At 45.3% G+C, this 17,424-nt stretch carries 20 protein-coding genes and 1 tRNA gene; 16 read left to right on the forward strand and 5 right to left on the reverse strand.

Annotated features, from left to right (window positions below; all coding sequences use genetic code 11):
* The first annotated feature begins 13 nt into the window (after positions 1-13).
* Positions 14-541, forward strand: a complete 528-nt coding sequence (locus TWT_RS01805; protein WP_011096414.1) for a hypothetical protein — start codon at positions 14-16, stop codon at positions 539-541.
* Between the two features lie 2 nt (positions 542-543).
* Entirely contained in the window at positions 544-1,023 is a 480-nt protein-coding gene (locus tag TWT_RS01810) for an inorganic diphosphatase (RefSeq protein ID WP_044143948.1), read from the forward strand.
* Here TWT_RS01810 and pgl read toward each other — a convergent pair.
* Positions 1,020-1,895 (reverse strand): 6-phosphogluconolactonase, encoded by an 876-nt coding sequence (gene pgl, locus TWT_RS01815; protein ID WP_011102494.1) that lies wholly within the window; start codon positions 1,893-1,895, stop codon positions 1,020-1,022. The two genes, TWT_RS01810 and pgl, sit on opposite strands and share 4 nt — an antisense overlap.
* Here pgl and lgt point away from each other — a divergent pair.
* The gene (lgt, locus tag TWT_RS01820) at positions 1,890-2,708 is read left to right on the forward strand and encodes a prolipoprotein diacylglyceryl transferase (protein ID WP_011102495.1); all 819 of its coding nucleotides are present in this window, start codon (positions 1,890-1,892) and stop codon (positions 2,706-2,708) included. The genes pgl and lgt overlap by 6 nt on opposite strands.
* A 12-nt stretch (positions 2,709-2,720) precedes the next feature.
* On the opposite strand, the gene def is transcribed toward lgt, so the two are convergent.
* A complete protein-coding gene (def, locus tag TWT_RS01825) occupies positions 2,721-3,326 on the reverse strand; it encodes a peptide deformylase (RefSeq protein WP_080502115.1) in 606 nt (201 codons plus the stop codon).
* Between the two features lie 133 nt (positions 3,327-3,459).
* Between def and TWT_RS01830 the strand changes: the two genes are divergently transcribed.
* The 7 genes from TWT_RS01830 to TWT_RS01860 all read left to right on the forward strand — a co-directional run bounded on the left by TWT_RS01830 (position 3,460) and on the right by TWT_RS01860 (position 9,273).
* Complete coding sequence (locus TWT_RS01830; RefSeq protein WP_011102497.1) at positions 3,460-4,326, forward strand: membrane protein; 867 nt, start codon at positions 3,460-3,462, stop codon at positions 4,324-4,326.
* Positions 4,327-4,530: 204 nt separating this feature from the next.
* The gene (locus TWT_RS01835) at positions 4,531-5,706 is read left to right on the forward strand and encodes a glycosyltransferase (RefSeq protein ID WP_011096408.1); all 1,176 of its coding nucleotides are present in this window, start codon (positions 4,531-4,533) and stop codon (positions 5,704-5,706) included.
* 3 nt (positions 5,707-5,709) lie between these two features.
* Positions 5,710-6,426, forward strand: coding sequence for a 3-oxoacyl-ACP reductase FabG (gene fabG, locus TWT_RS01840; protein ID WP_011096407.1), 717 nt, complete (start codon positions 5,710-5,712; stop codon positions 6,424-6,426).
* A gap of 141 nt (positions 6,427-6,567) precedes the next feature.
* Entirely contained in the window at positions 6,568-6,819 is a 252-nt protein-coding gene (locus TWT_RS01845) for a type B 50S ribosomal protein L31 (RefSeq protein ID WP_011096406.1), read from the forward strand.
* Between the two features lie 47 nt (positions 6,820-6,866).
* Positions 6,867-6,953, forward strand: a tRNA-Leu gene (locus TWT_RS01850).
* Positions 6,954-7,030: 77 nt separating this feature from the next.
* Positions 7,031-7,867 (forward strand): undecaprenyl-diphosphate phosphatase, encoded by an 837-nt coding sequence (locus tag TWT_RS01855; RefSeq protein ID WP_230440459.1) that lies wholly within the window; start codon positions 7,031-7,033, stop codon positions 7,865-7,867.
* 53 nt (positions 7,868-7,920) lie between these two features.
* Entirely contained in the window at positions 7,921-9,273 is a 1,353-nt protein-coding gene (locus TWT_RS01860; RefSeq protein WP_011096404.1) for a cysteine--tRNA ligase, read from the forward strand.
* On the opposite strand, the gene TWT_RS01865 is transcribed toward TWT_RS01860, so the two are convergent.
* Positions 9,215-10,105, reverse strand: a complete 891-nt coding sequence (locus TWT_RS01865; protein ID WP_011096403.1) for a PAC2 family protein — start codon at positions 10,103-10,105, stop codon at positions 9,215-9,217. The two genes, TWT_RS01860 and TWT_RS01865, sit on opposite strands and share 59 nt — an antisense overlap.
* Before the next feature lie 57 nt (positions 10,106-10,162).
* Here TWT_RS01865 and TWT_RS01870 point away from each other — a divergent pair, with 57 nt between their 5' ends.
* The 5 genes from TWT_RS01870 to TWT_RS01890 are packed head-to-tail and all read left to right on the forward strand — an operon-like array spanning position 10,163 to position 13,825.
* A complete protein-coding gene (locus TWT_RS01870; RefSeq protein WP_011096402.1) occupies positions 10,163-11,131 on the forward strand; it encodes a tRNA (adenine-N1)-methyltransferase in 969 nt (322 codons plus the stop codon).
* Between the two features lie 17 nt (positions 11,132-11,148).
* Positions 11,149-12,033, forward strand: coding sequence for an FKBP-type peptidyl-prolyl cis-trans isomerase (locus TWT_RS01875; RefSeq protein WP_011096401.1), 885 nt, complete (start codon positions 11,149-11,151; stop codon positions 12,031-12,033).
* A 4-nt stretch (positions 12,034-12,037) separates the two neighbouring features.
* Positions 12,038-12,319: a twin-arginine translocase TatA/TatE family subunit gene (gene tatA / locus TWT_RS01880; protein WP_038103917.1), complete on the forward strand. Its 282-nt coding sequence runs from the start codon at positions 12,038-12,040 to the stop codon at positions 12,317-12,319.
* Positions 12,291-13,052, forward strand: coding sequence for a Sec-independent protein translocase TatC (gene tatC / locus TWT_RS01885; protein ID WP_148224265.1), 762 nt, complete (start codon positions 12,291-12,293; stop codon positions 13,050-13,052). The genes tatA and tatC overlap by 29 nt, the downstream gene beginning before the upstream one ends.
* Positions 13,049-13,825, forward strand: coding sequence for an SDR family oxidoreductase (locus tag TWT_RS01890; RefSeq protein ID WP_011102501.1), 777 nt, complete (start codon positions 13,049-13,051; stop codon positions 13,823-13,825). Before tatC ends, TWT_RS01890 begins: the two co-directional genes overlap by 4 nt.
* Here TWT_RS01890 and TWT_RS01895 read toward each other — a convergent pair whose 3' ends face one another.
* Both TWT_RS01895 and TWT_RS01900 read right to left on the reverse strand, forming a co-directional pair.
* The gene (locus tag TWT_RS01895; protein ID WP_011096397.1) at positions 13,826-14,095 is read right to left on the reverse strand and encodes a DUF3039 domain-containing protein; all 270 of its coding nucleotides are present in this window, start codon (positions 14,093-14,095) and stop codon (positions 13,826-13,828) included.
* Between the two features lie 1,109 nt (positions 14,096-15,204).
* Positions 15,205-16,191: a TatD family hydrolase gene (locus TWT_RS01900; RefSeq protein WP_011102504.1), complete on the reverse strand. Its 987-nt coding sequence runs from the start codon at positions 16,189-16,191 to the stop codon at positions 15,205-15,207.
* A gap of 153 nt (positions 16,192-16,344) precedes the next feature.
* On the opposite strand from TWT_RS01900, the gene TWT_RS01905 reads away from it, so the two are divergent.
* Entirely contained in the window at positions 16,345-17,409 is a 1,065-nt protein-coding gene (locus tag TWT_RS01905; RefSeq protein WP_033800085.1) for a zinc-dependent alcohol dehydrogenase family protein, read from the forward strand.
* The last annotated feature ends 15 nt before the right edge of the window (positions 17,410-17,424 follow it).

Here is a 17,424-nt window from a genome sequence, read left to right on the forward strand (position 1 = left end):
GAGTAGCTACACGGTGAAGAAAGCACTTGTCACTTTATCTTTTCTAACGCTCATAGTAACTACACAACAGTCTGCCTTTGCAAGCCCCAGACATGCAGGTCTTGGTGATGCCCTAGGTAATGTCTTCAACCATATAGGACATACAGTAAAGAAAAAGGCAAATGAACTCAAAAATACAGTACAGAGAGAAGCTAATAACTTCAAACATACAGTACAGAGAGAAGCTAATAAGTTTGAGAACACACTCAAACGTGCTGGACAGAGTGTCCTTCAGGCAGGTGCTGATGCAGTCGTAAAGGCAGGTGTCAAGGTTGCCCAGCAAGCAGTTGCCCAGAATGCCCAAACCATACAGACCCAAGTACAGGCTGTCAGTGACCAGGCAAGCACCGTTGCAACCAGTCTTCTAGCCCAAGCAAACCAGAGTGTAGACCAGGTTCTGGGTAAGGTAAAGGTAGCTGCACGTAACGCTGCCATTACCTTAGTTGTTGCAATTATCTCTGCAGTCTCCTCTTGGTTTGCTATTACTAAGTGGTTCGCTTAAGGATGCAGACACTTACTGCTATTGTTGAGATTCCCCGTGGCAGCCGCAGTAAATACGAGATAGATAAGAAAACAGGTCGTCTTTTCCTAGATCGTGTCGTATCAACTGCATTCGGCTACCCAACAAATTATGGATTCATCGAGAACACCCTAGCCCTTGATGGTGATCCAATCGATGCCCTAATACTTGTTCAGAACCAGCTTTTCCCCGGTGTTGCCCTACATATCCGCCCTGTTGGTGTCCTCCATATGACTGATGATGGTGGTGAGGATGACAAGGTTCTATGTGTTGCCCTGAAAGATCCTTACTGTGATCATATAAATGATCTAGATGATGTACCAAAGCATGTGCTAAACCAAATAGAGCACTTCTTCCAACACTACAAAGATCTAGAAGAAGGTAAATGGGTAAAGCTTGGTGCCTGGAATGGTAAAGATAAGGCCATAGAGATTATCACAGAAGGCCTATCCCGCTTCAACTAATAATCCTGTGTATGAGCCTCTGCAGGTATCAAACTAGCAGCATCCTTATCTGCAAAGATAATAGTCTCTAACCTTCCCCTTACACCAGCTATAGGCAGCTCTAGGACATCTGCCCCCTCTAGGGCGCTTTTGAGGGGTTTGGCCTTTTCCAACCCTGATAACTGCACCCATATTCTGTTGGCACTATTTATAGCGCCCAAGGTCATAGATATCCTCTCAGGAGGGGGTTTTGGCGCGTTAAAGACGGGTACAACAGAAACATTTGGATGCGACATATTGGGAAAGAGGGATGCAGTGTGACCATCAGGGCCCATTCCCAGGAAAAGTATGTCAAATTCCGGAACCTTTCCATTATCCTGGGACAGCCTCTCCAGTTCATCTGAATATCTACGAACAGCTAAATTGATATCACCAGGTATGAAAGGAATCTGATGTATATTACCTTCCGGGACTTTTACTCTACTAAAAAGACATCTCTTTGCCTGCTCATAATTTCTGTGCGAGTTTCCATCAGGAAGATATCGTTCATCTGACCACCAGAAGTGAACTCTATTCCAGATCACCTTTGCCCTTGCGGCGTACATCGCGATTCTTGACAGGGTCAGCTCACTCATCGTACCGCCCTCAAGGCCAACATGGGCAGAAGCTTTCTTCTGCAAGACATTCTCAAGAGTAAGCAAAAATCTATTGGCTACTTCTTCCACTAAAAGACTTTTATTGGGGAAGGCCCGCACCTGAAAGTGCGTTGACAGCATAATTCCTCCAAACCGGGGCCTCGCACAGACAAAGGCATGCAGTACCACTAAGTATATTTCACGCAGGCCCAGTAAGTCTTTATCACTGCAAGCTTTTAAAATATAAGGGAAATGCATTTTTACATACCACCACCGCCTATATCCGGATTTTGGCTCGGGCCCTTATATGTGCATATGTATTCCGTATTTATGCTTGCAGGGGCACTGGTTTTATTCGAGTTAACAAATAGGCGTTTTATTGTCCTTACCGGTAACAGAGAGTTTACGGCCTTCGCTGTTACATCCCTATTGATTCCTGTTATTTTGGGAGCGCGATTGTGGCATGTCGTGAGCCACACGCAGATGTATGAACATCAGCCCTTTTACAAGGTATTCGCCATATGGGAGGGTGGTCTTGGGTTTATTGGTGGGGTATTCTCTGGGCTTATATGCTTTTTTGTTATCGCAAAAATAAAAAAAGTACCACCCTTTACTTTTCTTGACGCCCTGGCTCCAGGAATTTTGGCTGCTTTATGCTTTGCAAGATTGGGAAATTACTTCAACGGTGAGGTGTTTGGAACTGAGACAACTCTTCCGTGGGGTTTAAAGCTTAGTCATGAGGGGTTTAAGGATTTGAATGTTGAAAAATATTTTCATCCGATTTTTCTGTATGAAATTATCCTTAATGTGTTCATTATTGTCATCCTCTTGGTTCTAGAAAAAAGAGTATTTGTAAAAACAGTTTTTCCAAAAGGTTCCGTGTTTGCTGCGTTTCTCGTGCTGTATGGCCTAGGAAGATTTGCTCTCGAACCTATGCGTTACAATCTGCAGCAGAACTCATTCGGTCTGGACCTTAATTATGTCGGTGCGGCTGCGATGATTATTGTGGGTGTTTTGATTGCTTGCAGACACACTATTGCGAGCGGAAAACTCAGGAACTCCGGGGATTAGTGTCCAAAGCTCTCACTCCTTGGGCTCTTGCGGAACCCAATATTTGCCCGGAATACCCCACTTGTTATTTAGAACTGCTTGGCGAACCTCTCCGGAATATTTTTGAGCAAGACGATCCACGTATAAAGTCCCTTGCAAGTGATCGAATTCATGTTGAAAAATGCGCGCAAGCCACCCTGTAGCATGTACAGTAAAGGGCTTTTTATTTTCATCAAATGCACTGAGAGTTACTTGAGGAGCTCTTTCTAAGGGAAATTGATATCCCGGGAATGAAAGACAACCTTCTCTATCAGGCTCATCGCAAGAAGTAGAGTTATTTGCCTGTTGCTTATTTGTTTGTCGCTTAGGAACACCTTTTGGAATCAGCAAGTCCGGATTTATCGCAACACCCTGGTGCAGGGTATCACCCTCGGTGTAGGAATAGACAAAAATCCTTAAACCAAGACCGATCTGCGGCCCAGCAAGCCCTACTCCGGGCGCTGCAAACATTGTTGCAAACATATCTCGTACAATTTCCTGTATCCCAGAAAAGTCGGTTACAGGCTTTGCCGGGGCGTGAAGAACCGCGTGACCCGTAATATATATTGGCAGTATTTTGCCACCGCTGATTTTAGGCACGGCCCCTTCTTTTTCTCTATCTTGCGCGCTGTGTGTATTGCTGTGTGTATTGCAACCGGTGTATCTTCTGTCCTGACTCACAGTAAAATTTTACCTGTACAAAATCCCGTTATAACTGCAACAGAGGAAGGTCATGCCTAGTACTCTAATTGGTACACTCCTGGCGATTATCTCCTTATTCTTCGTCTCTTTCGGGACACACCTGCAAAATCTGGGTGTAAAAGAGACTTTCATGCAGAACAAAACGGGGCTTCATAAGTTCGTAATGCTTTTCAAGCAGAGGCTATGGGTTTTAGGGGCTGTGCTGCTGGCTATTGCCAGCATTCTACAGGTTCTCAGTCTGGTATTTGCACCACTTGTTGTTGTTCAGCCTCTTGGCGCACTGGCAATTGTTATCTCTGTCGCATTAAATAGTATCCATCAGAAAAAAAGGGGCCGTGCTGTGTACAGCTTCGGAAAAATACAATTACCCGTTTTGTCATGCGTTACCGGAGTGGGTCTTTTTGTTCTCGTGGCTGCCCTGTTTGCCGAGGAAAAAACAATCGATAACAAGAAAATAACTGTCACAATTCTTGTTGCGCTCTCTATATGTATCGTGCTTCTATTTCTCATGAAATACAAGAATTTTGTGCTTTATATTGTTGCGGCAGGGATAATGTATGGTCTTGTTGTAACATTCACAGATACTGTGATTGGCAGAATACAGGCGGGTTTTTTCAATGTTTTTGCCCTTTTTGCCCTTTTTGCCCTTTTTGCAACAGGGATTATGGGTGCATATATGGTCCAAAAAGCTCATGGAATTGGTAGCCCAGATCTCGTAGTTGCGGGACTGACTGTGATTGACCCAATTGTTGCAGTGGTCCTCGGTGCAATTGTTCTGGGGGAAATCGATGATATGCCGGTGTGGGGGTATATTCTGATGCTTTCAGCCGGGTGTATAGCGATATGGGGCGTGCTTGGGCTCTGCAGGATTTATTTGAGATCTAAAAGTGATCTCTAGCTTGACGCACTCATATTGGCTCTTGTTACTTTCGACAAAATGCCCTGGTAAGGATATGCTCCATATTTGTGTCTGGTCCATTCAAATTAGGAACTTTGGTACATAGCTTCTATATTTTGTTGCTTAACCAAGCACCCGATTCTGGGTGTTTGAGTGTAGTATGTTCCTGTGTGTTTTTTCCGTAAGGTCTTAGGACTTTAGTGCATGGTGCACGGAAAGTCGCTTAGGGTTCTGATAGGAACAGAAACCTTTCCTCCTGAAGTTAATGGTGCGGCCAAATTCTCCGGCAGGCTTGCTTCGTGTCTTATAGAACGGGGACATATTGTCAGGGTTGTTGCCCCTTCCAGAACTCGGGGAAGAGGCGGCGAGTATCTCGAGGAAATTGAGGGAAATGCCGTTCTGGTGTATCGCTTGCCAAGTGTTAAATGGCCCGGTCATAGCTGGTTTCGCTTTGCAAGTCCGCTGTTTGTTTCGAGATTTTGTTCGAAAATTATTGATGACTTTCAACCCGATGTGATTCATTATCAATCGCATTTTATGATCGGTCTTAGCCTGAGCAAAAAGGGCAGGGCGCGTGGTGTGCGCCTTGTTGGAACGAATCATTTTATGCCTGATAATGTGATTCATTATTGCGAGTTTTTGCCAACTTTCTTGCATAAGTTTCTTTGGAAGGCAAACTGGCATTATGCATCTAGGTGTTTTGCACGGGCAGATGTTGTAACAAGTCCTACTCAAAGTGCGGCAAATTTTTTGGAACGATACACAACTATTGAGAATGTTGTTCCGATAAGCTGTGGTATAGACCTTTCAGGATATACCCCCTCTTTTGAAAGGGGCAGTGTCTTACTCTATGTCGGCAGAATCACCCGCGAGAAACAGTTAGATGTTTTGATTCGGGCTTTTGCAAAGTTAAATAACAAGGATATAACCCTAAAACTGGTTGGGATTGGTGAAGAAGTGGAACCCCTGCGCGCACTCGCATATTCCCTAGGGGTTTCGGACAGAGTGGTTTTTTGTGGGTATCTGGAAGAAGGGGATCTCAGGAAGACGTATTCTGAAGCCTCGGTCTTTGTTATGCCATCTACTGCGGAACTTCAGTCAATTGCTACCATGGAGGCTATGGCCTCCGGCTTGCCAGTTGTTGGCGCTGACTCTATGGCTCTTCCCCATCTTGTTCGTGACGGTGAAAATGGATATTTGTTTAGTCCAGGGGATCCAGATGATCTGGCCTCTAAGCTCACCGCAGTTATCGCCCTTGATGATGCTGATTTTGCCGCGATGCAACGCAGGTCCTTGGAAATTGTTGCGGAACACGAAATAGACCGCACAATAGATGCGTTTGAGCGGCTGTATGCAGGCTCTCAAGTATCCTGCAACTAGTCTATGTCTAGCAAGAGAACAGTTTTTATAACCGGGGGAAACCGGGGGATAGGTCGCGCAATTGCTGAAAAGTTCAAGAGCTTCAACTACAATGTCGCGATTGGAGTAAGGCAACCTGAAGCTTTCAAGGATGCTGGCTGCCTTGCAGTTGAGTGCGATGTAACCGTCTCTAGCTCACTTACAAAAGCTTTCAAAGAGGTAGAAGAGAGATTCGGTTTTGTTGATGTGGCGATTGCAAATGCTGGAATTATCAGGGACACACTTGTTCTACGGATGAAAGAGGATGATTTTCAACATATCCTTGATACCAATCTGACAGGCGCGTGGAGGCTTGCCAAACTTGCGAGTAGATCGATGATGCGAAATAAGTTTGGTCGCATAGTTTTTATATCAAGTGTTTCTGCTGGGATGGGTGGTATTGGTCAGACAAATTATTCAGCATCTAAGGCTGGAATGATAGGCCTTGCTAGAGCTTTAACCCGTGAGCTTGCAAGTTTTGGCATTACTGTGAATGTTGTAGCTCCCGGAATAGTGCAGACGGATATGGTATCGTCAATCCCTGACAATTTGAGAGAGGAATTGATACAAAGGGTGCCAATACGTCGAATTGGTCTGCCAGAGGAAGTTGCTAATGCTGTTTTTTGGCTTTCCAGTGATGAGGCAAGTTATGTATCCGGAGTTGTATTGCCTGTGGACGGTGGCTTATCAATGGGTTTTTAACCCCCGCGGGTTGCAGAATCCTGTCCGTCCTGCTTTCTGTGTCACATGCAGTTCAAGCAGTTTTTATTTCTCGCTTCAGAATATTCTGTGTTTAGACTAGGATTAAGGTGATGTTGAGCGCCTTTGTTGTTTGGAGTGTAGGTGAAGTCTGATATCCACCCTGAATACGGGTATGTTGTTTTTAAGGACCTCGCAAGCAGTGAGATGTTTTTGACGCGTTCTGTTTTGAAACCTGAAAAGCAAATTGAATGGAATGATGGTAATCATTATCCTCTTTTTGAAGTCGAGATATCATCGGCTTCCCACCCCTTCTATACTGGGCAGCAGCGTATCCTAGACTCTGAAGGGCGTGTTGAGAAATTCTACGCACGGTACAAAAAGCAATCACAATAGTTTGTGGATGTTCTGTTATGTCAGCATCTGGTAGTCTATATCCTCGAGCGCGGGTGGCGGAATCGGTAGACGCGCTAGCTTGAGGTGCTAGTGCCAATTTGAAAGGCGTAGGGGTTCAAGTCCCCTCTCGCGCACGTGCGTGCCGGTGTTATTCGGATTACCGGCAGACGATGATCTTTTAGAATAATCTATCGGCTGGAAGGATCGATTGGTGCTTGAGGCGGTTTTGCTTGGAATTGTTCAGGGTATTACAGAATTCCTGCCTATATCCTCAACTGCCCATATGTACATTTTGGCGAAACTTCTAAACCTTCATGTTCCGGGGCGTTTCTTTCTTTCTTCAGTCCAGCTCGGTACTAGCTTTGCGCTTATTTTGTATTTTTTCAAAGATGTAAAGGGCATTATTTCTGAGACCTCTAGATCTATTTATTCTTTTATTCAATTCGGTATTAGACAAAAACAAGGGAAACGTAATGAATACACACGATTGGGCCTTCTCCTTGTCACTGGCACAATTCCAGTTGTTCTATTAGGTTTTCTGCTTGTGCGCTTCGTGCCAGATGGTTTCTTCTCAGCAGCGAGAAATTTATTTACAATGGGTGTTGCACTTATTGTTTTCGGTCTTTTGCTTGGCTTTGCCGACGCCCTTTTTCGGCGAAAAAAAGGAAATATTTTTCAGATAACTTTTATCGAGTCTGTTTTAATAGGTGCGGCGCAGGTTTTTGCAATCATTCCCGGAGTCAGTCGTTCCGGTATAACGATAACAACCGCCAGGTTCTTGAATTTTGATAGACAACTTGCGGTTCGCTTCTCTTTTTTGTTATCCCTACCAGTTACTTTTATTGGAGGGATGTATGGGCTTGTAGCCGGCCCTGACACGGATTATTACTCCTTGGGTTATTCTCTGATTGGGGCGATTGTATCATTCGTTGTTGGATTATTAGTTGTTAGCGCACTGTTGAGGATTATCTCAAAGACCACCTTTGTTTTGTTTGTGTATTATAGGGTTTTGTTCGGGCTGTTTCTGGTAATTGTTTCCTTCTTTTAGTTGTTTTTCCGGCGCATTCCATGGAAGCCAATTGGCCGTATACGGGGTAGCATTTGTACACATTTGAGGTGTTTGATTCACGGACCAGGTCTATTGTAAAACTTGAAGATTGCTTACTGCGCTTATACGTCTGTGGAATAACCCCGTACAAATCAACTCATCTCGGACACGCGTTTACGTATGTGGGCTTTGATACACTGTTTCGTTTGGCGTTGGACTCTGGTAGAGATGTTCTGTACATTCAAAATATAAGTGATATCGATGAGCCTCTATTTCAATACGCAGAGAAAGTTGGTATTCATTACAAAGACCTGGCCAGAACCCAGACCAAGCGTTTTTTTGAAGATATGCATACTCTTGAGTGCCTTCCGCCAGGTTATGTTATTCCCGTTTCGAAGGTTCTAGACGGAATAAAAACAGGCATAGAGGGTCTTATCAGTCGTAATATGGCATACAAACTGCCTAATGGAGATGTATATTTTGATTCAACCTTAACTGATCCGGGAAAAATGTTTTGTTTTGACAGAAAAACAGCCATGAGTTTGATGCTTGAAACAGATACAGGTAAAAACCCATTTGACCCGCTTTTGTGGAGGGGGCGCGGCGCAGAGCCACAATGGGAGGCATCTTTTGGTGCGGGAAGACCCGCATGGCATATTTCATGCGCTGTCCTATCAAATTTACAGACACAATACGAAAATGTGCTTCATATCTATGGTGGGGGCCGTGATCTTGCTTTCCCGCATCATGAATTTACAAATGTATTATCCAAATTGATTCGTGCGCCAAAGGATAATAAGCAACAGGATACTGTGCAAGATGTATTTATGCATACCGGACTTGTGTCGTATATGGGGGACAAGATGTCGAAGTCAAAGGGCAATCTTGTATTTATCTCACAATTACGCGAGCAATGCGAAAAAATTGGCCTGCATCACTCAGTTATCCGGTTAGCGCTGTTGCAAAGACACTACAGAGAGGATTGGGAGTGGCAGGATGAGTGTCTTGATCGGGCGGCTTCCAGGTTCAGACTCTGGAAGAGTGCGTTACAAGAATATATTGGGGCGAAGGGTATTAGGTCTACCGCAGATCAAAATAAAGGCACGCAAGGAGCCTGGGAGCGTATTCACGGTGGCGTATTTGACAGCAATTTTGACCACAGGCAGCCCATTCATCCTAAACATTCACCTCAAATGAGGGATTATTCTGAGCATGGTAGTGCGGGGCAGAACGGTACAGACTTAGATCTAAGTCTGTATCAGGCAATACGGTTTCACCTCTGCAATGATCTTGATACTCCAAAGGCCCTTGATGCTGTTGATAGCTACGCACGAAAAGGTACAATAACTATTCCGGAAGCTCGCGCAGTCGAGAAATTGTTGGGAATTCCTCTGACTCGCGTCTGATACTTGATAGGTATCTTTCAAGACTCTTTACAAGATGGTCATTCGCAGTTGATGACAGGGCAACGCGGTCCTGCAGCTCTTCTAGCTGTTTTATATATTCTAAGAGCCTGGGATCTGAAGATGCCGCCTGTGTGACTCTTTCCTCCCATTTTTGCACCTCGGCCTTCAGGCTTATCTGATCTGTGAATGATGAAGACAGAAGGTTCTCAACTTGCACTAAGAGTGCTAATAGTGCCTTTGGGCAGGGAAGTCCCTGGGTGTAGTGTGGTACGGGAGCCCATAAGCTTAGAGTGTCTATCAGTTCCTTTCGAGCAGCTTCCTGTATTGCAGAAGCAACACTAACCGGACCCTCGTAACTTGGTTTCGCGACCCCAATCTCATACCTCACCTTTGGCTCTTCGCTTGTTAGAAAGACTGGAAACGGCCGTGTATGTGGAATATCTGTCAACATACTCCCCAGAAATATGATCCCGCTTATATTGTTGGCTTTTGCGTAATCTACAATCTCAACTGCAAACTTTCTCCAACGCATATTCGGCTCAGGGCTTATGAGAAAGTAGATATCCTCGGCAGAACCAGACGGAACACCGGGCTCATTGCTCATCTTATATACAGTTGGCGCAGGCCAGTATATTTTTCGTACACCATCCTTTGACTCACAACGAGGACGATACAGATGGTAATCCAAATAATCATCGGCATCTATTTCTTTCACTGGTTTTGCATGAAAAATTTCCATAAGCATCCTCAGTGCTGTAGTTGATACTTTACCGGCATCACCCCAATCCTCAAATGCGGCGATAAGAACCCGACAATCTAAAAAACTAGCCACACCACCTCTATTACAGACACCTATAGTTCCCAAATACCAATAATTTAAGATACTATTATGTCCTTTAATAATTCGTATTTATTCGAAAATTTTGACTGGTCAGAGTTCGTATATCCGAAAAATAAAAAAAAGCTTGTTCAATTAGTTCCGGGCAAAAGGATCGACTCATCATTTGGGGCAATAAATTGTGACCAGATACTTGGCCATCCGGAAGGTGTTGTTGTAACAACCTGTAAAAACCATGAAGTTATTGCATTTCGTGCAACACTTGATAGTTACACAAGTCTTGCAAAGAGAAAAACTGCCATTATTTTTCCTCAAGTTTGCGCCTTTATAATTGCCGTTGCGGACATAAGGCCAGGATTAAATGTCCTCGAAGCTGGTGTTGGTTCGGGAGCTCTGACGATATGGCTTTTAAATGCTCTGGCAGGTTTTGGCACTCTTTATTCATTTGAGGAGCGTAGAGAATTCTTAGCACTTGCTAAAAGAAATGTGAGTGACTTTCTTGGCTTTAAATCGCGAGGTAATCCGTTGAGTAAAACATCTACACAGAGTGATCCGACCTGCGATCCGAGCTGTAACAATATCCCGGATAATTGGATTTGTGTTGAAGGTAATCTAAGGGAGAATATTTTTTTGAATCTTGAAAGTGGTAGCATCGACAGGGTTGTTCTGGATATGCTCAAGCCCTGGGAGTGCGTTGAATCGGTGACAGTCGCACTGCGTCCGGGAGGTATTTTTGTCTGTTATGCAACTGGACTTATTCAAGTTTCTAGACTGGTTGAAACGCTGCGAAATACAGGATTTTATACCGAACCCATTGTTTATGAAACCCTCCAAAGAAAATGGCATATTGAAGGCCTCTCGATACGGCCAAATCATTCTGGCATGAAGCCTGGCGGATTCTTGATAATGGTTAGGCGACTGTTCAAAAAAAATAGTTTACGGATAAGGCAGAAACCTATCCATAAACATAAGTTCGACAAAGATGACATTCCCGCCTGGCTTCCGGAGCAAATAGGCTAGACTGTTTATATTAGCTAATGGTTTCTTTGAAATTTGTGGTTCTGACCTTCGGGCTTGTTGCGCTCTTGTCGGGGTGCGCCGATCAGGGTATCAAGGTTGATGGTAAATTTGGGACGCCAGTCAGGGTGTCTATTGAGACCGTTGTGAAGGTGAAAGATGTTACCCGCACCGTAATTGATGAGGGTGACGGTCCGGAGTTAAAATCAGGCGACCTGGTTGCTTACCAAGTGGCTTATTTCAACGGAACAACAGGGGATAGGATAAAGCCAGGGGAGTTTGGCACCGCTAGAGGGATCTCGACGTATACTGTTGGCCAGGGGGCTTATCTTGATAAAATCCTCCAGAAAGTAAAAGTACACTCGAGAATTCTCGCGCAGGTTCCGGGGGCTTTGCTGTGGGGGTCTGATTCTCGGCCGGAAGGTGTTGGTGAGCGAGATAATGCGGTTGTTGTCCTCGATGTTCTAAATGTGATTGCAACAAAGCTTAATGGCCCAAAAAAGCCTTCTCCACCGGGTTTACCGACTGTTGTTGATTCCGCGAATGGACCAAAGATTCTGCCTGTTACGGCCCCGGCTCCGCAGGCTCTGTCTGTTGTTACCTTAATAGAGGGGTCGGGACATCCTGTTAAGCCAACTGATAAAGTCACGGTGCATTATGTTGGTGCTCTTTGGAGTGGCAAAGTGTTTGATTCCTCCTGGAACAGACGCGCCCCTGCGGAATTTCTCCTTGATGGGCTTATAAAAGGTGTAAAAGATGGGCTTGTCGGCGCAAAAGTGGGCTCCAGGCTTCTGATTGTCGTTCCCCCTGCCCTTGGTTACGGCGATAAAGCGCAGGGTGATATTCCCGCAAACTCGACGCTTATTTTTGTTTTTGATATCCTCATGGCTACTTCCAGGAACTAAGTCGATGGGTAATGTTTTTAGCGGCTGGCATTTGCTTGTAATACTCTTGGTTATAGTGCTCTTGTTTGGAACTTCGAGGTTACCAAAGCTATCTAAAAGTGTTGTAGAGGCTTTGAAGATTTTCAGGCGGTCGTTTAATGAGGCTTCAGATATTACCCGATCGCAAGATGGGCATCATGATTCTCAGGGAAACTTTGCTGAATCTGCTAGCTCTGTGCCTTTTGTGAAGTCGGAAAAACAATCAGAGAAACGTGCGAGTGTTACAGAAGCTAAGAAGAGCAAATAGTTTCAAAAGCATGACCCTGCTTGGGCATATTGCGGAGTTCAGATCGGTTTTGCTCATTTCCGGTCTTGCCATACTGCTTTGTTCGGTTATTGGGTGGATTTTTTTTGATCAAATATTTGCAGCTCTTAGGGAGCCGATACGTACCCTTCTTAGCAGAAAGAGGATTGCGACTTTAAATTTTCCAGTTTTGTCTGCAGCTTTTGAGCTGAGGATCCAGGTTGCTTTTACCATTGGGGTTATCCTAGCTTCGCCCGTTTGGCTTCATCAGCTCTTTTATTTTTTCCTTCCCGCCCTGAAGCGCACTGAAAGGATAATTGCCATCTTATTTGTTGCTGTAAATGTACCACTGTTTCTGTTCGGTGCGTTTTTGGCATGGCGCTTGTTTCCAAATATTGTCCAGATTGCAACCGAATTCGCTTCGCCCGAGGATACTCTAATTATGGACGCGAGACTGTATTATGCGTTTGCCTTAAAACTCCTTTTGGTCATTGGCGCGGCATTTGTTATACCGTCCTTTTTAGTGTTTCTGAATATCTTGAGAGTTGTTTCTGCTAAGGCAATAGTGAAAATGTGGAGAGTGATTATCTTGGTTGTTATTGTGTTCAGTGCGGCTGTTACACCGGCATCTGATGTTGTTTCTATGTTTCTGCTTGCCGCACCTGTGATTTTTCTGTACGGTTTTGCTTGTCTCATTTGTTTTGGTTATGAAAAAATTAGGGATTCTCTGTCGTGACTGACTTGGGATTAATTGTCTTTGATTCTGATGTTTTACGCGATAAAAACGTCCTTATCACCGGTGGTTCAAGGGGTATCGGTGCTAAAACCGCATATTTTCTTGCTCAAGGGGGAGCTCAAGTTTCCATTGTTTACAGGAATGGTGCCGCGCGAGCTGATAAGGTCCTTCATGAAATAGAATCTGGTACAGGCATTAAAGGTTGTGCGGTTCGGGCTGATATAACTACAGATCAGGATGTTCTGCGGCGGTTTTTAAAAGAGAAAGTAGAAAAGCTCGACATACTCATTCTGAATGCATCGGGTGGCATGGAATCTGGCATGCCCGGCGATTACCCTATGAGGTTAAATCGAGATGCTCAACTAAATACCGTGGAGACCTGTCTTCCATTTATGCCAGCTGGCTCCAGGGTGGTGTTTGTAACAAGTCACCAGGCGCATTTTATAACTACCTGCCAGACTCTTCCTGAGTACGAAAAAGTTGCGCTATCAAAACGCGCCGGGGAAGATGCTCTCGTGCAAAAAATGAAAGATATACCGTATATAGGTTTTGTTGTTGTCTCTGGGGATATGATAGTCGGCACAGTTACAGCAATGCTTATCAATAGATTGTATCCCGGTGCGCTAGATGAGCGTAGGAATAAGACTGGTAAGCTGTACGATGTATCAGAATTTGCGGCGGAAGTAGCCAGAGCAGCAATTGACCCAATTCCAGAAGGCAATATCAAATTTGTTGGCGATATAAGTACATTCCTGACAGATACAGAAGGCTAATCAATCGCTCAGGCTGTTGTATATATCACTGCAGGTCTGACAGATTGGTAGTTTGTCAGGTAGCCTGGAAGGAAGCCACCTCTTCCCACACAGGGCAATGACGGGTATGCCCATAACATATGAACGAGTTATCTCCCCCTTCCTGGCATAGTGCGCAAGACCATCGCCATCATCCTGTCCGACCATATCCTCTATAGCATCATGACACGGTCCATACGAGCGCGCAGAGTCAATAACCGTTGTAGCAAAGTGATCAAGAACATCAATCATATATGTAGTGTATACGAGGGCAGTTGATTGCCATTGGTGTTTAAGGGTTGTTTGTAAATCATTTGTTGATTTACCCCGCGGGTACTGGCCGCTGGGTCAGGATTCATCGCTTGCAGGGCATTGTCATAAGACAAGCGTAGAAATTTACAGGCAAGTACTCTTTATAAGAGGAAGGGAAGGGCAACCAGTCCAGAGCCTAGAAATAGACCTGATAATCCAGTGACAAGCATCACCCACCATGGCAAGCGAGCACGCCCGTTACTAGTGGACAATTGCTTAGTTGTGTCAGTAGTAGGTGCAGGTTCTGATGGAGCAGTCACTGTAGTTGGTGATGTAGTTGGTGCGGCGGGAGGCACTGGGTGCACTACTGGCACCGAAGGCCGCTGTGGTTTGGAAGTTGGTTGTGAAGTCGGTTTGGCAGGTAAGGGCCGCGGGTTATTATGAGGCACCGGTGGCCTCTGTTGTGCCGGTGGTTTGCTAGAGGGTTTGGCCGGCACGGGCTTGTGAGGCACCGGTGGTTTGCTAGAGGGTTTACGCTGATAGAACTCTCTACAGACCGGTTTAGGTGCTGAGCTCCCGCGCTGGCGATACGCAAAAAGAAAAGTACCCAAACAGTTATAGTTTCGGGTGGCAAACACATGGGCACCGGCCCGACCGGCATATGCGTGAGAGGCGGGCGTGATAAAGACAAGGGCTAGAAGAAGGGCAGAAACTCCGGTAAGGCAAACCGGCATGCTAATGCGGGATATCCCCCCCCCCGACGGATTTTGAAACAGCTTACGCGCAACGCCAATCATTCTCGCACCCACTCACTCCAGTTATTTGTCCGGTCATTTGCCATACCCTGGTTATTCGTCATACTCCGGTCATTTGCCATACATCCGCTGCAAAGAATTGTTATTCATGACCTAGCCATCCCAAACAGCACGATAAACAGGACAATATAACAAACAGCACAGCATAATAATCAGGACGGTGGGACAGGACCCACCAGTACGTGGCGATTTTAGCATATTTTTTACCGCGATCAGAAACAGATACATCACGATATCCATAGGATGCGGGACGATTGATTGCGAGGTCCATTAAATAATGGTGGGCCTTGCAGGCTACCACTTACCAAATATTTCGCATGTATTACGCGAAAGTTGAGTGCATAATTGATCGATATTCTCTTGCCTTATTTCTGCCAGGGCCCTTACGGTATGGGCAAGCATATAGGAGGAATTCATGAAACCCCTAAAAGGGGAGGGGGTTAGAAATGGCGCATCTGTTTCCACCAGAAGCAATTCTTTTGGAACTTTTGCAAATATTTTTTGCATTTCTCTCGCGTTTTTAAAGGTAATGATTCCAGAGCATGACATGTACCATCCGTTCTTTATGCAAATTTCAAGCATCTGTTCATCACCGGAAAAGCAATGAAAAATCGTCCTATCAGGGGCACCGGCACGCAACAAGCATTCAATAACGTCCCGATGTGCATCTCGATCATGAATTTGAAGTGCCAAATTATGTTCTTTTGCAATTTGTATATGCGCATCAAAGCTAAATCTCTGAGCTGCTCGATATAAATCACTCTGTGTGCGGAAATAATCCAGGCCAGTTTCACCAATTGCTCGCACTCTTTTACTACCAGCGAGGTTCGCGATCTGTGTCAAACTCTTTTCAAGAGCTTTTGCTGGGGGTATGCATTTTTCACACTCTGTGTGTGGTTGGCCTTCAACTCGGTGTGTGGCATCATTTGCCTTTTTATAGATATCCGCAGCGTCATTTGGATGAATTGCTACAGCAGCAAGAATTCTCTGATCTTGCATTGCAAGCTCCACGGATGCATGGCTGGTGTTAACATCAGTGCCAACCTGAAGAACCCCAATTACATTTACCGCCTCAGCGCGGTCTAATTGATCTTTGTAATCTGTGCCAGGCGCAAGATGGGTATGAGAGTCATAAACCGGGGAGGGTAGGGTAAGCGGCAATGGGGGATATGTTGATGCTTTATCTGCCATCCCATGTATTCTATTCCATTTTGAGGTGTTTGTTTTGCCATTATTTGCCAGTACCTTTGGGTTATACGGGGGTGTGTTGCGGCCGCGCATACTACTCGTTACAGAATCCCAAAATCTCGCTATTTAGATATACATATTCTTATGTAAACGTGTTAGAATTTGAGGGTGGTTACAGTGTTGTATCCGCTTCTTGTGTTTTGCTGTGGGCGGTGTTCTTCGCCTGTCTAAGAAAGGGTGGTGCGCATGAAAGCGCTTGTTTATCACGGACCTGGAAAAAGGAGTCTGGACACAGTTGATGACCCGACTATAAAGCTTGGCACGGATGTCATCCTTGAAATGGAGACTACTACGATATGCGGTAGTGATCTTCATATCCTCAAAGGTGATGTTGCGGCCGTGAAACCGGGTACTGTGCTCGGACATGAAGGGATTGGGAAGATAGTTGAGGTCGGTAAAGACGTTAAATCCCATTCGGTTGGCGATCGTGTTATCGTCTCTCCAATGTCTTCCTGCGGGGTTTGTAGGTTCTGTAGGGCGAATAATAACGGTCATTGTCTGGGTGATTCAGAGGGTCCCGGGGGATGGCGTCTTGGTGGTCTGATTAACGGGGTTCAAGCTCAGTTTGCCAGGATACCGCTTGCAGATAATTCACTTCACAAACTTCCCTCTGGCCTCGATCCAAAGGTTGGCATATTGGTGTCTGATGTTCTTCCGACTGGCCATGAAGTGGGTGCACAGGCTGGGCAGGTTACTCTCGGTAGTGTAGTTGCCGTAATTGGCTGCGGCCCTGTTGGATTGGGCGCAATTGTTACGAGCTTGCTTTACTCACCTTCAAAGGTAATTGCAGTTGATGCTGACTCTAACCGTCTTGAGTTAGCCCGAAAGTTGGGTGCGACAGATACCGTGCGTGTCAATAGGGAAAGGCCTCTTGATGCAATTGAAGATGTTAAGAAGCTCACAGAAGGTGGCTTCGGGGTCGATGTTGCGATAGAGGCGGTTGGTGTTCCGGTAACTTTCAGTATGGCGCTTGGGATTGCTGCGCCCGGTGGGAGAGTTGCCAATATTGGTGTTCATGGGGCACCGGTTGACTTTCCCCTCCAAGACCTGTGGGACAAAAACATTGCCGTAACACTGGGCATTGTTAGTACACATACGATTCCCCTCCTTCTTGCTGCGCTTTCTGAGGGCAAAATCGATGCAAGTCAATTCGTTACACATGAGTTTGATCTGTCCGATTTGGAGAGGGCGTATGATGTTTTCTCTGCTGCGGCTCAACACAACGTCGTCAAGGTAGCTATTAGAGCTTAAGCTGAGTTTTTATAA

The sequence above is a fragment of the Tropheryma whipplei str. Twist genome (assembly GCF_000007485.1).
GTDB classification, from domain to species: Bacteria; Actinomycetota; Actinomycetes; order Actinomycetales; family Microbacteriaceae; genus Tropheryma; species Tropheryma whipplei.